Source organism: Carnobacterium sp. TMP28, from assembly GCF_047553015.1.
GTDB lineage: Bacteria > Bacillota > Bacilli > Lactobacillales > Carnobacteriaceae > Carnobacterium_A.
In genome coordinates this window covers 1,264,570-1,279,505 of sequence record NZ_CP180212.1, presented here as the reverse complement: position 1 = coordinate 1,279,505, position 14,936 = coordinate 1,264,570, and the positions used below count along the sequence as shown (strand labels likewise).

Sequence of the window (14,936 nt, the reverse complement as noted above, 5' to 3'; positions counted from 1 at the left end):
AGTAATGGATATTTTATTGAAAAATGTACGCCTAAATGATGGGGAAAGTTTAAAAGATGTCGCTATCGAAGATGGAAGAATTACAGCAATTGAAGAGAATATGACTGCAACTGCTGAGCGTGTTATTGATGCAGATGGTAGAGTTTTAATTCCTGGTTTTGTTGAAAGTCACCTTCATTTAGATAAAGCACTAATCGCTGATCGCAAACCAAATAATTCAGGAACACTAAAAGAAGCTATTAGTGTAACAGCAGAACTTAAGCCAACATTTACAAAAGAAGATATCTATGATCGTGCTAAAAGAACGTTAGATATGATTATTTCTAATGGTGTAACAGCTATTAGAACTCATTCAGAATTTGATCCAGCACAAGGATTCACAGGATTTGAAGTTGTGTTGAAATTAAAAGAAGAATACAAAGATTTAGTGGATATCCAAGTTGTTGCTTTTCCACAAGAAGGTATTATTAAATCTCCTGGTACAGAAGAAATGATGCACCAAGCAATGGAAATGGGAGCGGATGTTGTTGGTGGAATTCCTTACAACGATTCAGATGCCGAAAAACATATCGATATCGTTTTTGAAATTGCTAAAAAATACGATAAGCCCGTTGATATACATGCAGAATTTAGTGATGATCCAATAAATATGTCTATTGAGTACTTGTGTGAAAAAACAATCGCAGAAGGATACCAAGGAAAAGTATCAGTTGGTCACTTAACAGCCTTACAAGCTTTACCAAAAGCAGAATTAGATCCAATTATTGCAAAAATGGCTGAAGCTGGTATCAGCGTTATGGCTTTGCCTGCAACAGATTTACACTTAGGTGCTCGTAATGACGAATACAATGTCAGAAGAGCGGTTACTCCTATTCGTAAATTAAGAGACGGTGGAGTAAATATGTGTATTGCCACAAACAATATTCGTAATGCATTCACTCCCTATGGCAATGGAGATATCTTACAAACAGCTATGTTGACTATTCCAGTTGGCCACTTAGGTGGAGCAAATGACTTGAAAACTGTTTTACCAATGATTACAGAAAATCCTGCAAAAGCAATTGGTTTAGTAGATTATGGTATTGCAGTTGGCAATAAAGCTGATGTTGTTTTATTAGATACTAAAATTAAAGAGAATGCGATTATTGACATTCCAACACGATTATTTGTTATTAAAAATGGTAAACTAACGGTTGAAAACACGAAAGAAACGATTATTCACCGTTAAATTATTTCTTTAGATTAACGTTGTTACTAAAAGTAGAAGCTCATGGATAGATTGAATACGGTAGATCCATGAGCTATATTTTTGAAATAACTCATTAAATTTGTACATAAAGAAGGACGATGGGATAAATTAAATTCTATTTGTTTCGATACTTTGTGTAAGCGATTTCTGTATCACAAGTTATTAAAAAAAAAGGAAAGTTTGAGGTGTGACCATTTATGGTTGTATACAATAAAGTAAACGAAAATGCTTATTATGATTCTGTTACTCTTATGGTGATTTCAAGTAAGATTTCTGTTGTAGAAGGTGTTAGACATGCGGCGGTTATGATGGGAACAGATCATAATAAAGAGATAATGAAAGGATCAAATATTTTATCTGAAGAAGGCCAAAAAGCTAGTGCAAGCGATATGATTATTGGTCTTGAAGCTGATAACGAAGATGTGATAAAAGAGGTCCTAGCGGTAGTAGATGAAGAACTACAAAGTAAAACGACAAGTGATGATGACGTAAAAACAAAATTTAGAACAATTGATATGGCTGCCAAAAGAATTGGACAATTAAATTTAGCCGTTATCTCAGTACCAGGAAAATATGCAAAGAACGAAGCAATGAAGGCATTGAATAATGATTTAAATGTCCTAATGTTTAGTGATAATGTGTCCATTGAAGAAGAAGTTGAATTGAAAGAAAAAGCTTTAGAAAAAGGTTTACTTATGATGGGGCCAGATTGTGGAACAGCTATATTAAATGGTGTAGCCTTAGGATTTGCAAACAAAGTATCAAAGGGGAAAATTGGAATAGTTGGAGCCTCAGGAACGGGTATTCAAGAAGTAACGACTATTATCGATAAAAACAACAGTGGGATAACTCAAGCTCTTGGAACAGGTGGAAGAGATTTGAAAGAAGCTGTAGGCGGCAAAATGATGTTAATGGAATTAGAAGCGTTAAAAATGGACTCAGCAACAGAAGTTATTCTAATTGTTTCTAAGCCTCCTTCTGAAATTATCATGAAAAAAATTATAGCAGCGATTAAAGATATTGATAAACCAGTAGTCACGTGTTTCTTAGGAGGAGATCCTAGTTTAGTTGACGAAAGTGGCGCACTGGCTATGGAAACACTAGAAGATGCGGCTCATGCAGCAGTTGATTTAGCAAATGGCAAAGAAGTAAGTAAAATTACTTTTACTATTCCAACTAGTCAAGTTGATGAGTATGTAAGAAAAGAAAAAGAACAATTAAAAGATAGCCAAACGTATATTAGAGGACTATTTTCTGGTGGGACACTTTGTTATGAGAGTATCTTAATTATGAAAAAGAAAGAGTTTAACACGTATTCAAACGTAGCTTTAGAAGGTAAATACGTCTTAGAAAATCCAGATGTAAGTAAAGAAAATACCATGCTTGATATGGGAGAAGATTATTTTACAGAAGGACTTCCACATCCAATGTTAGACACACGCTTAAGAGTAGCTAGAATTAAAGAAGAGGCTAAAGATGAAAAGGTAGCTGTTTTACTTTTAGACTTAGTACTTGGCTACGGTGTCCATGAAGATCCAGCTGGCGATATTGCTCCTGCTGTGAAAGAAGCTAAGAGAATAGCAGAACAAAATGGTAGATATCTATCTGTTGTAGCAAGTATTTGTGGAACAGATAAAGATCCTCAAAATATAGAAGAACAAGAAGAAAAACTAAAAGAAGCGGGAATTATTGTAATGCCTAGTAATGCTCAAGCAACAAGATTAGCTTCTTTAATTCTTGAAAAATAAAAGATAGAGAAAGGAACGATGAAAATGAATCAAGTTGAAAAAGTAACGAACTTATTCGCTAGTGATTTATCAATAGTCAATATCGGATTAGAAGGTTTCCACGACTCTGTAGAAGAACAAGGTATCGAAAGTTTCCAATTAGATTGGCGTCCACCAGCAGGGGGAAATGCTAAACTAATAGAGATACTGGAAAAATTAAACAGATAAAGGAGGAGAACAATTTTGAAAAAGGAGATAGAAGCGGCTAATAAACTAGCGTTAGAGAAATTAACTAGCGCCCAGCCGGTATGGGTAGATATCAAACAGGCTCACGAACTATTTGAGGGCATGGATAAATACACTATTCTTCATGCTGGTCCTCCTATTACGTGGAACCGTATGTCAAACCCTATGAAAGGAGCAATTGTAGCTGTATTAAAATACGAAGGATTAGCAAAAACTGATGAAGAAGCTTTTGAACTTGGTGCGAGTGATCAGATAACGTACGAGCCTTGCCATCATTACAATGCCGTTGGACCTATGACGGGTATTACTTCTTATTCAATGCCTTTGTATGTAGTCGAAAATCAAACAGACGGAAATTTTTCTTATAGCACTATAAATGAAGGTGCAGGAGATGTTATCCGGTTTGGAGCATATTCTGATAATACAGTGAAAAGATTAAAATGGATTGAAGAAGTATTAGCACCTGTTTTCAAAAAATTGGTTAATGAAATGGGTGGAGTTAGTTTAAACCCTTTGATGGCACAAGCTATTCATATGGGTGATGAGTTACACATGAGAAATGGCTCATCAACATCTATTTTTATTACTAGTATTTTAGGTAGTTTAGTTGATGTAGTAGATGAAAAAGAAGAGTTAAAAGAAATCATTCATTTCTTAACGAGCAAAAACGAGCAATTCTTTTTAAATCTTGCAATGTGTGCTTGCAAAGCAAGTGCTGATGCAGCTCATGGCATCGAAAACTCAACAATCGTTACAGCAATGGCACGTAATGGAGTGGATATTGGGATAAGAGTTAGTGGACTTGGTGATGAGTGGTTTACAGCACCGGCTGCTGAAGTTGAAGGACTGTATTTTTCAGGATACACAAAAGAGGATGCTAATGCTGATATTGGTGATAGCGCGATTATGGAAACTGGTGGAATTGGTGGTTTTGCAATGGCAGCCGCACCAGCAATTGTAAAATTTTTAGGAGCAGGCGGATTCAAAGATGCCATCGAATACACGATGAACATGTACGAAATCACAGCTACTGAAAGTATCAATTTTACTATTCCTAACTTAGATTTCCGAGGCACACCAACCGGAATTGATATAAGAAAAGTCATTGAAACTGGTTATTCTCCAACGATTAATACAGCAATTGCTAGTAAAGAAGCAGGTGTTGGCATGATTGGAGCTGGAGTAAGTAAAGCACCAATGGTCATGTTTGAGAATGCTTTGATTGCTTTTGCAAAAAAAGCTGGTATCAACTAACGATAAAGTAGGTTTACTGAGTTTGATAATTGAATCACTTAATATTAATGTACACAGTCGTTTTTACTACCTAAACGGCTGGCAACTACTAAGAAAGAAATGTTTGATGTAAAGTAAGATTATCTATATCATGGGCATAGCCCAAATCGGAGGAACACATCATGGAAAAACAATCATTCAGTAGCAAATTAAAAAATATGGGACCTGCAGCAATTATTACAAGTGCATTTGTTGGGCCTGGAACAATTACTGCAGCAACATTAGCAGGAGTTAACTTTGGGTATGAATTATTATGGGCAGTAGCATTTTCTGTTATTTCACTTATAATCTTAATGGAAATGTCTTCTCGTATTGGAATTATAGGAAATAAAAACTTTATGGAAGCTGCAATAGCAATAGTCCCAGAAAATAAAGGCTGGAAAATATTTGTTAATGTCTTAGTAGGTTTATCAGTTGCATCTGTAGCCTTTGGATTTGAAGCTGGTAATATTATCGGTTCATCATTAGGTCTTGGAGATGTTATAGGCTCAAATCAATTAGTAGCTGCTTTGATAGTTGGGATTTTAGCATTAAGTACCGTTTTATTTGGATCAACAAAAGCATTAGAAAAAATTATGCTGATGTTTGTAAGTCTTATGGGAGTTTTATTTGTTGTAACGATGGTCTTTGTTGGACCTAGTATTCCAGAGATATTTAGTGGTATTTTTCTTCCAACTATTCCACAAGGTGGAGCAATAACAACTATTGCTTTAATAGGAACAACATTAATAGGAATAAATCTTATCTTACATTCAATAACATCAAAAGATAAGTGGAACAAGGTTTCAGATATGGAAAATGCTAAATTTGATATAATAGTAAACGTATTAATAGGTGGAGCAATTACAATATCAATCATCATTACAAGTGCTGCTGTTTTATTTGATAGCGGAGTTGTCGTTGATAGTCCTTTAGTATTTTCAAAACAACTAGAGCCAGTTCTTGGAAGTTGGGCTCGTATAGTTGGAGGTATAGGCATATTTGCAGCAGGATTATCATCAGCGATTGCTGTGCCATATACACTTGGTACTATATTTAGTCGTCTCTTTGGCTGGGAAGGTGGAAGAGAAAGTAAACAAGCAAAAATTTTAGGAGCTTCAGCAGTTATTTTTGGTATGGTTCTTGCTATTTTAAATACAGCACCAATACAAATCATAACAGCAGCGCAGGTAACAAGTGGAGTTTCATTACCGTTTATAGCTATCTTGCTTGTTATTGCAACGAACAATAAAAAATTACTTGGAGAACACACAAATACTCTAGTACAAAATATTTTAGGAGTTATAGCAGCATTAGTTACACTTGGATTAGGTTCTTGGGGACTATTCGGAGTCATTACTAGATTATTAGGATAAAAAAGGGGATAGAAAACTTATGTTAAAAGCAAATGAAAAAGCATTTCAAAGAATGGCTGAAACAGATCCAGTCTTAGTCGACATTGTTTTATTAAAAGAAGCCATTGCTATTGAGCAGACAACTTTTTTACACGCAGGTCCACCTATCTCATTTGAAAAAATGTGTACACCAATGAAAGGTGCCGTTATTTGCGGTTTATTAAACGAAGGACTAGCTGATTCACCAGAAGAGGCTGAAAAAGTGGCCTTAAGTGGAAAAATCAACTTCGAACCTTGTCATAATTATGGAGTAGTCGGACCAATGACTGGAATTACGACTTATTCTATGCCAGTTTGGGTAGTAGAAGACCGTAAAACTAAGAAAAGAAGTTACGCAAACCTTAGTGAAGGAAGCGGTGTTGGGCTTAGATTTGGCGAATACTCTAAAGAAACATTAGATCGCTTAGACTGGATGAAAGAAACAGCTATGCCACTCTTCAAAAAAGTAATCAAAGAATTAGGTGGAATTGACTTGGCGCCAATTATGGCTCAAGGCATATCAATGGGTGATGAGTTGCACATGCGAAATCACGCAACAACCGCTCAAATGATTAAGTTAATTTCATATAAATTAGCAGAAATTTCTCCAGAAGATAGTCCAGCTGTCATCAAATATATGAGTGTTGGAAACGACCAATTCTTTTTAAATCTAGCAATGGCAGCAACTAAACTTGCTGCAGATGCTGCAGATGGAGTTGAAGGGTCTTCAATGGTTGTAGCCATAGCTAGAAATGGTGTAGAAATCGGAATTCGTATTAGTGGACTACCTGGACGTTGGTTTACAACAGCTTCTCCAATGGTGAAAGGTCTTTATTTCCCTGGCTATTCAGAAAAAGACGCAAATCCAGATATTGGTGATAGTGCTATTATGGAGGTCGGTGGTTTTGGAGGTTGTGCAATGGTTACAGCTCCTGCCATCATCAAATTTGTTGGTGCTAAAGATGTTAAAGTCGCAGAAAGATTAACAGAGTCAATGTACGAGATTACACTAGGTGAGCATCCAATTTTTCAAATACCTTTTCTAAACTTTAGAGGTCTTCCTTTAGGAATAGACATCATGAAAGTTGTTGAAACAGGTATCACACCAGTGCTAAATACGGCTATTGCTTCTAACAAATCTGGCGTTGGTATGGTAGGTGCTGGAATGAGCACGTTGCCAATAAATATATTTGAAGAAGCATTAGTTGCTTTATCAGAATCTTTATAACATAATTATAGAAATAAGGACTAGGACAATCTGTTCTAGTCCTTATTTTTTATTTATCAATTAAATAAGTCAGGTATTTTATACTAAAAATTGAAAGGAATGAAATCGTGATGCCAGAGCAACAAGCAAAGAAAAGTGGTTACCTAACAGATTTTTTAAAAGAAGATTATTCTGGATTCGTTCATAGTATTTTTACACATAGTCTCAACATTCAATTAGGAAAACAATTGGTTCATGTGAGTGATTTATTGGAGCCTTTATCGGCTTTTGGATTAAAAATAGGCAATGAAAAAATGGCGTCTCTTTTAAAAGCTGTCAAAATAAATCACTTTGTTAATTATCAAAATAATACCTTGTTTTTTTATAATCACTTGAATAAAATTGTTTCAATCGTTAGTCTAGAAGCATTAATTACAACAGACTTAACTCTTAAACCAATTGATTTCTTACCAAATGACCAACTTGGAGAAACCGTTTTTTATAAAGAACTGAATAAACTGCCGTTAAAAATGAAGACGGGTCTGCCATTAAGTACAGAAACGATTAATCATATTGATGAATTGAGTAAGTATCCACAGGAAAAATTATCCGATTATTCTATTTTCAATCATTTTGTTGGCAGAGGAATAGGCTTGACACCTAGTGGAGATGATTTCTTAATTGGGTATCTAAGTGTTTTGACCTTATTTGGTCAACAAAAAGAACCAATCCAAGCTCTACGTCCCTTTATTCGTACAGAACAAACCACCGATATTAGTCTAGCTTACTTAACTTGCTTGTTACATGGAGTAGTGAATGAGAATATTAAGGATTTAATCGAATCTATCTATTCTAACGATCAAAAAGCCATTCAATCTAAATTAGAGTGGATGCTACTGTTTGGGCACACTTCAGGAACGGATACATTATATGGTATCTTAATTGGAATAAAAGCAATGATATCAAAAGAAAATGTTGGATAAAAGAAAGAGCCATATGCTAACTTGAAGCCTTCTTGACATTGGCTTTGATTTCATTTATTCTTAGCAAACAAGCTTGCTTTTAAAAGCTTTTATTGATGGGAGAACAATTAAAATGAATCAAGGAAATATTGAAGATTTAACTGAAGATGAAATGAAAGAACTACAAGCTTGTTCAGATTTAATCTTTGTAGAAACCGCTATTAATGGTTTTTTTGAAGTGAAAGTTAAAACACCAACAGAAATGTTTCCAACAGATGTGTTTTATACAAAAGAAGCAATTGGTGATTTCCTAATGTCTAAATTTAAATTAAGTATTATGATTGAATCCAATAACGGTAAGTTTATCTATCAGCCCAATCGTTTAGGGAATAGAATAATAATAGACTAACAAAAGCTGACTTTATTGTTAGCTTTTTTATGTTGCTTTTTCTTAAAGTTATTCTTAATTAGAAGTATGGTATATTAAATAGGGATGCGTAAGAATACTAAGGGAGTCGATTGAATTGATTAAATTAATTGCTATTGATATGGATGGAACGTTATTAACTAACGCCCATCAACTTACAGATAATGTCAAAAAGGCTATCTTTGAAGCAAATGAACGCGGAATAAAAATTGTGTTGTGTACAGGAAGACCTTTAAAAGCTGTTTACCCTTATATGGAACAATTAGATTTACCAAATCAAGATAATTATGTGATTTCACTAAATGGAACATTGATTCAAAGAACAAATACAAAAGAAATTGTTTATAGCCATCAGTTAGAACACGCTGAATTGAGTGAAATAGATGCTGTTAGAAAAGATTTTGCCTTAAATGTAGCTTTTTTTGATGAGAGCCACTATTTCTATACTGGTGAAAAAACAGATCGGCTATTATTTGATGCAGCAATCCTTAACATGGAACCTATCCACTTAGAAATAAAAGATATCCCTAAAGATAGGGTTATTTATAAAGCTATGTTTGTAGGAGAACCTGAAGAATTGGATTGTTTTGTAAAAGCTGTTCCGAATGAATGGTATGAAAAGTTTTACCCAATTAGAAGTTTGTCTTATGTGTTTGAATTGCTGCCAAAAAAAGCCAATAAAGGCGATGGACTGACTGGATTAGCTGAATTATTAGCTATTCCGATGGCAGCCATTATGACTATTGGTGATGGAGAAAATGACATTGATTTAATGAATGCCGTTGAGGAAAGTGTCGCGATGGGAAATGCGACAGATTCAATCAAGGCAGCTGCTAAATATGAAACGAAGTCTAATGAAGAAGATGGCGTTGCTTATGCCATTTATCAGTGGGCTTTAAATTAAAAATAAGCGTTATACTAGCAGGAACTAGCTAGTGTAACGCTTATTAAATTAGACTTAAAACAACCAAAAAATCAAGGCGATGGCTACTAGTATCTGTGTTGTACCGACTAGTAATCCGTAAAGTAACGTTTTTGGGCCTTCTTTAACGATATCAGAGAACTTAACACGTAAACCAATAGCAGCTAAAGCAGCTATTTCAAATTGATTGCTGATGCCTTGAGCGCTTGTTATCATGTAGTCTGGCAATGAAATGAAACTCCTTAATAAAAATAAACAAAAGAATCCAATAATAAACCAAGGAACACCTGCTGAACTGGTTGTTTTTTCGTGGTGATTCTCGGACTTAGAAAATAAAGACTTATCTTCTTCGAAATTCATTTTTCCAAAAACTAAAGCAACTCCAATAATCAATAAAACACGCATTAATTTAAACACAATTGAGAGATTTGCTACATCATCATTAACTAGCTTTGCTGAGGCAATGACTTGTCCAATAGACTGAACGGTTCCTCCGATAAGAGCAGAGGTTTGTACTGTTTCATGAGTATAAAGAATAGCGGAAAGGATGGGTAAGGTAACCATTAAAAGCGTACCCGTTACATTGACAATCGTGATGGACAATCCTTTATCCTTTTCCTGTGCATCAATAACTGGAGCGACTGTTCCAATGGCAGAAGAACCACAGACAGCATTTCCGGCCCCCATCAATAAAGAAAATTTCTTGCCAAATTTCAAATAGCGTCCAATCCAGTAAGCAGCAACAATCGTCGCAACCATTTGGAATAAGATGAAGGTAAATCCTGTAAAACCTACTTGTTTGATAATGTGAAAATCAAGGATTAATCCGTTTAAGACAATTGAAAATTCTAACAAACTTTTTTCTGAAAATTTAGTTCCAGTATTTAAAATAGGCTTATTTAAAAGGGTATTGCCTAATAAGATGCCTAGAAAAATAGCCATTAAAGCTGCACCGATAGTCGGAATAAAGAGGGCTAATTCTTGACTAATAATGGAAATACTGACACTTACAGCCAAACCAGGTAAAATAAATTTTGTTTTTTCTATTATTTTTTGAATCATCATTGTTCTCCTTTTGTTTCTTTAGTATAAGAGGAGTTTACACTTAAAATTGCATAAGTTAAAATAATCATTTATTATCTAATGATAAGATATAGTTATAGAGAGGAAGAATAATGTGCTAGATTACCGCTATCAAACTTTTTTAACTTTAGCAGAAGTTATGAATTATACTCAAACTGCAAAAAAATTACACATTACTCAACCCGCCGTTACTCAACACATTCAGTATTTACAAAATGAATTAAATGTTGAGTTGCTTCATTATGAGAATAGGCAAGTAACGTTAACAAAAAAAGGCAAGCAATTACAAAAAGATCTTTTGCTCTTACAAAAAGAAATTCAACAGATTCAGAAAAAATTAGCACCGAAAATGGAAGCTCCTTCTTTTATATTTGGTGCAACGTTAACAATAGGTGAGTACACGATGCCTGATAGTATTGAAAAATACATCCATGCTTATCCGACACATACGCTATCAATGTTAGTAGATAATACGGCCTCTTTAATTGATCATTTAGAACATGGGACAATTGATTTTGCCTTTGTTGAAGGAGAATTTAATCAACAGGTATTTGGATTTCATAAATTATCTGATGAATCTTTTATTGCTGTTTGTGCAGAAAGTAATCCTTTATGGAAAAAGAAACAACCAATTAGTGATTTATTTTCTCACCAATTAATCATTAGGGAAATTGGTTCAGGCTCACGCTTAATATTAGAAACAGCCTTAAAAAATAAAAGTATTCTTTTAGAAAGTTTCACTAAAATGATGATGATAGGAAATATTTCTACTATTAAAGAGTTAGTAAAAAAAGACTTAGGGATTACTTTTCTATACCGTAGTGCCGTTGAAGAAGAACTTGCAGCGGGAACACTCAAAGAAATTAAAATTAAAGACTTTGTCATTGAACATCCCTTTCATTTAATTTATCTTAAAACAGCTAATGCAAAAGGAATGGAGATTGCACAACAGTTTATCAAATTGCTTACTTAGTCCCTAGATTAGTACTTGTATATGGGTCACTAAAATGATACTGTTTAGTTGTAATCGATTACATGAATGGATTAAAAAGAGACTAAAAATCACTTGAAACGAATCCTATTCATTCAGTTTTACTCCAATAAGAAAGTAGGGATAATAGTGGTAAAAAAGCAAGTTATCATTGATACAGATCCTGGGATTGATGATGCAGTAGCATTAGCTATTGCTCTTTATAGCGAGGACATTGAGGTAAAATTGATTACCACTGTTGCAGGGAATGTTGGTTTAGACTATGTTACACAAAATGCGTTAAAGTTGCTTCAATTTTTTAATAAAGATGTTCCTGTAGCTAAAGGTCTAGATGCACCGTTAATCAAAGAAATAATAAATGCTGGTGCGATTCATGGTGAAACGGGTATGGAAGGGTACACTTTTGAAGAGCCAACAGAGCGTCTATTGCTAAAAGAACATGCAGTAAATGCAATGAGAGAAACTATTTTAACTAGTCAAGAACCGATTACGATTGTAGGTATTGGACCATTAACAAATATAGCGATGCTTTTAAAAATGTATCCTGAAACGAAAACGAAAATGAAAGAGATTATTTTTATGGGCGGCTCACTTACAAGAGGCAATAGTGGGGTGATGTCTGAATACAATATTGATTTTGATCCTGAAGCTGCTAAAATTGTATTTGATTCAGGAGTACCGATTGTCATGGTGGGACTAGATTTAGGACTGAAAGCCTTAATCTTATTAGAGGATAGCATGAAAATAAAAGAAATGAATAAAATTGGAGAGATGTTTTACCAGTTATTCAAACGCTACAGAGGCGGAAGTATGCAGACGGGATTAACAATGTATGATAGTACAGCGATTGCTTATCTCTTAAGACCAGATTTATTCGAAGTAGTAGAGGCTTTTATGGATGTTGAATTAAATGGTAGATACACAACAGGTGCTACTATTGTAGATTTAAAAGGCTTTTTGAAAAAAGAAGCAAACGCAACAGTTTGTTTGGATATTGATCAAGATGCGTTTAAAAAATGGTTTTTAACCAGTATCGAACACTGTGTAGACTAAGTCTACTTTTTTGTGAACAGAATATTTTTTTATTCTGTTTATTTTTTTAAAACTTTTTAATGATAACGCTTGCATACGGAAAATAAAAATGCTATTATATGTATGTAATCGGTTACACATTAAACAGACTTAATGAGGTGAATGGGATGAAAACAATCAAAGATGTTGCAAAGCTAGCTGGTGTATCCGTAGCAACTGTTTCAAGAGCATTGAACAAAAGCGGGTATGTTAGTGAGAAAAGTCAGTTGAAAGTTGAAGCAGCAATCAAAGAATTGGATTTTTATCCTAACGAAGTAGCTCGTTCACTCTTTCAAAAAAAATCTAAATTAATTGGCTTGCTTTTACCAGATATTGCCAATCCATTCTTTCCATTAGTTGCTAAAGGTGTAGAGGATAAGGTAAATGAAATGGGATACAAATTAATTTTAGGCAATGTCCAAGAGAATCCCTTGAAAGAAGCAGAATACATACGGACTTTTGCTCAAAACAATGTAGCAGGTGTGTTATCAGCTGTTGAGAGTAGTTCAAATGATTTAAAAAATATGCCTTTTGTCATGTTAGATAGAATTACTTCAGATAAAGAATATTCTGTTCATTCTGATGATTACCAAGGTGGAATGCTAGCAGCATTAGCTGTAAGTGAAAGAAGTCCTGGTCAAGTGGTTGTGATGGTTGGACCACGATCGATTTCAAATTCACTCGTTCGTTTAGCTGGCAGTGTCAAAGTATTGGAAGAAAATAATGTACCGTATCAGTTGTTTGAAACAGAGTCCTATCAATTTGACTCCGCTCAAGAATCGGCTTACCAATTATTCGAACTGTTTCCTGATGTGTCAAGCATTATTGCGTCAAATGATATTCATGCTTTAACCATTATGCGTGAAGCGATTCGTCGAGGATTAACCATTCCAACAGATGTTCAAGTGATTGGATACGATGACAATCCTTATAGTAAATTGATGTACCCAAGTCTATCAACCATTGTACAACCAGCGTATCAAATTGGCTATAAAGGTGCTGAAATATTGTGCAACCGGATAGAAGGATTGAAAGTAAAAGAAAAAACGATTCAATTGCCAGTAAAGCTTGAAATAAGAGAGTCTTTAAGAAAGAAGGAAAACGTATGAGTAACATGACCGTTGTAGGCAGTTTGTCAACAGATTTTGTTGTAACAGCAGATAAAAGACCAACTGTTGGCGAAACTATTTTTGGAGAACTTTTTACGACAACATTTGGTGGAAAAGGCGCTAATCAAGCGGTTGCGGCTGCTCGTTTAGGCGGACAAGTCAGTATGATTGGAACAGTTGGGTCAGACCTTTTTGGAAAAGAGATTGTATTGAATTTAGAAAATAATTCCATTGACACAACTTTTGTGGAAAGGGTTACACAAAAACCTTCAGGATCTGCACATATCACCGTTGTTGATGGAGACAACAGCATTATCTATATTCCTGGAGCCAATGATGAGATAACCAAAGAACAAATTAATCTCGCTCAATCACAATTAGAATCAAGCGACGTTGTTATTATACAAAACGAAACGCCGTTAGATATTATTGAGCAAGTGATTCAAACTTGTTTTGAAAAAGGTATAAAAACAATTTATAATCCAGCTCCTGCTAAAAAAGTAGATCAAGCTCTAATCGATCAAGTTACGTATTTTACTCCGAATGAATCAGAATTTACTTTGCTTTTCCCAACATTAACTTTATCAGAAGGAATGGCTAAGTATCCCAATAAATTAATTGTCACAATGGGTTCTAAGGGGGTTTATTTCAATGATGGTGAAAAAGAAGTTCACGTTGATTCATATAAAGTCACACCAATAGATACAACAGGAGCTGGAGATACCTTTAACGGAGCTTTTGGTGTTGCGTTGACAGCTGGACTAGATATGATAGAAAGTATCCGTTTTGGTAATTTAGCCGCAGCGTTATCGATTCAAAAATTCGGTGCACAAAGTGGTATGCCAACATTAGTAGAGATGAAAGAGAGTGGACTTTATGAAAAAGAATGGAACATTAAATAGTGACATGGCTAAGTTATTAGCTGATTTAGGCCATATGGATCAAATCGTCATTGCAGATGCAGGATTGCCTATTCCAACTGGAGTAAAAAAAATAGATTTAGCCTTAACTTTAAACGACCCTCCCTTTCAAAAACTATTAGATATTTTAATAAAGGAAATGGAGATTGAAGAAGTTATCTTAGCGGACGAAATTAAGTCGAATAATCCAGCTCAATTAGCATTAATTAAAGAAAAATTAGGCGATAAACCAATTCATTACAGCAGCCATGAAGAGTTTAAAAAGCAAACAAGGTATTCAAAAGCTATCATTAGAACAGGAGAAGCAACACCTTATTCCAATATTATCTTACAATCGGGCGTGCTATTCTAGGGGG

Annotated in this window: 15 protein-coding genes; 14 read left to right on the top strand and 1 reads right to left on the bottom strand. The window is 34.6% G+C overall.

The window, feature by feature from the left end; genetic code table 11:
* The first annotated feature begins 4 nt into the window (after positions 1-4).
* From ACMHYH_RS06210 to ACMHYH_RS06170, 9 genes are all read left to right on the top strand, one after another.
* On the top strand, positions 5-1,228 hold the full coding sequence (locus ACMHYH_RS06210; protein WP_414838542.1) for an amidohydrolase family protein: 1,224 nt from the start codon (positions 5-7) through the stop codon (positions 1,226-1,228).
* 218 nt (positions 1,229-1,446) lie between these two features.
* Complete coding sequence (gene fdrA, locus ACMHYH_RS06205; protein WP_414838541.1) at positions 1,447-2,997, top strand: acyl-CoA synthetase FdrA; 1,551 nt, start codon at positions 1,447-1,449, stop codon at positions 2,995-2,997.
* Positions 2,998-3,015: 18 nt separating this feature from the next.
* Positions 3,016-3,204, top strand: a complete 189-nt coding sequence (locus ACMHYH_RS06200) for a hypothetical protein (RefSeq protein ID WP_414838539.1) — start codon at positions 3,016-3,018, stop codon at positions 3,202-3,204.
* A 15-nt stretch (positions 3,205-3,219) separates the two neighbouring features.
* Positions 3,220-4,476 carry a DUF1116 domain-containing protein gene (locus ACMHYH_RS06195; protein WP_414838538.1) on the top strand — a complete coding sequence of 419 codons (1,257 nt, stop codon included), beginning with the start codon at positions 3,220-3,222 and terminating at the stop codon, positions 4,474-4,476.
* Positions 4,477-4,637: 161 nt separating this feature from the next.
* Positions 4,638-5,870 carry an Nramp family divalent metal transporter gene (locus ACMHYH_RS06190; protein WP_414838537.1) on the top strand — a complete coding sequence of 411 codons (1,233 nt, stop codon included), beginning with the start codon at positions 4,638-4,640 and terminating at the stop codon, positions 5,868-5,870.
* 19 nt (positions 5,871-5,889) lie between these two features.
* Complete coding sequence (locus ACMHYH_RS06185; protein ID WP_414838536.1) at positions 5,890-7,116, top strand: DUF1116 domain-containing protein; 1,227 nt, start codon at positions 5,890-5,892, stop codon at positions 7,114-7,116.
* Positions 7,117-7,226: 110 nt separating this feature from the next.
* Entirely contained in the window at positions 7,227-8,078 is an 852-nt protein-coding gene (locus tag ACMHYH_RS06180; protein WP_414838535.1) for a DUF2877 domain-containing protein, read from the top strand.
* A 112-nt stretch (positions 8,079-8,190) separates the two neighbouring features.
* Complete coding sequence (locus tag ACMHYH_RS06175; RefSeq protein WP_414838534.1) at positions 8,191-8,466, top strand: hypothetical protein; 276 nt, start codon at positions 8,191-8,193, stop codon at positions 8,464-8,466.
* A 115-nt stretch (positions 8,467-8,581) separates the two neighbouring features.
* Positions 8,582-9,388, top strand: coding sequence for a Cof-type HAD-IIB family hydrolase (locus tag ACMHYH_RS06170; protein WP_414838533.1), 807 nt, complete (start codon positions 8,582-8,584; stop codon positions 9,386-9,388).
* 54 nt (positions 9,389-9,442) lie between these two features.
* On the opposite strand, the gene ACMHYH_RS06165 is transcribed toward ACMHYH_RS06170, so the two are convergent.
* The gene (locus ACMHYH_RS06165; RefSeq protein WP_414838532.1) at positions 9,443-10,468 is read right to left on the bottom strand and encodes a YeiH family protein; all 1,026 of its coding nucleotides are present in this window, start codon (positions 10,466-10,468) and stop codon (positions 9,443-9,445) included.
* A gap of 115 nt (positions 10,469-10,583) precedes the next feature.
* Between ACMHYH_RS06165 and ACMHYH_RS06160 the strand changes: the two genes are divergently transcribed.
* The 5 genes from ACMHYH_RS06160 to rbsD all read left to right on the top strand — a co-directional run bounded on the left by ACMHYH_RS06160 (position 10,584) and on the right by rbsD (position 14,932).
* Positions 10,584-11,462 (top strand): LysR family transcriptional regulator, encoded by an 879-nt coding sequence (locus ACMHYH_RS06160; protein ID WP_414838531.1) that lies wholly within the window; start codon positions 10,584-10,586, stop codon positions 11,460-11,462.
* A gap of 147 nt (positions 11,463-11,609) precedes the next feature.
* Entirely contained in the window at positions 11,610-12,533 is a 924-nt protein-coding gene (gene rihC, locus ACMHYH_RS06155) for a ribonucleoside hydrolase RihC (RefSeq protein ID WP_414838530.1), read from the top strand.
* 146 nt (positions 12,534-12,679) lie between these two features.
* On the top strand, positions 12,680-13,660 hold the full coding sequence (locus tag ACMHYH_RS06150; RefSeq protein ID WP_414838529.1) for a LacI family DNA-binding transcriptional regulator: 981 nt from the start codon (positions 12,680-12,682) through the stop codon (positions 13,658-13,660).
* The gene (gene rbsK, locus ACMHYH_RS06145; protein ID WP_414838528.1) at positions 13,657-14,562 is read left to right on the top strand and encodes a ribokinase; all 906 of its coding nucleotides are present in this window, start codon (positions 13,657-13,659) and stop codon (positions 14,560-14,562) included. The genes ACMHYH_RS06150 and rbsK overlap by 4 nt, the downstream gene beginning before the upstream one ends.
* On the top strand, positions 14,537-14,932 hold the full coding sequence (rbsD, locus tag ACMHYH_RS06140; RefSeq protein WP_414838527.1) for a D-ribose pyranase: 396 nt from the start codon (positions 14,537-14,539) through the stop codon (positions 14,930-14,932). The genes rbsK and rbsD overlap by 26 nt, the downstream gene beginning before the upstream one ends.
* Positions 14,933-14,936 lie beyond the last annotated feature (4 nt).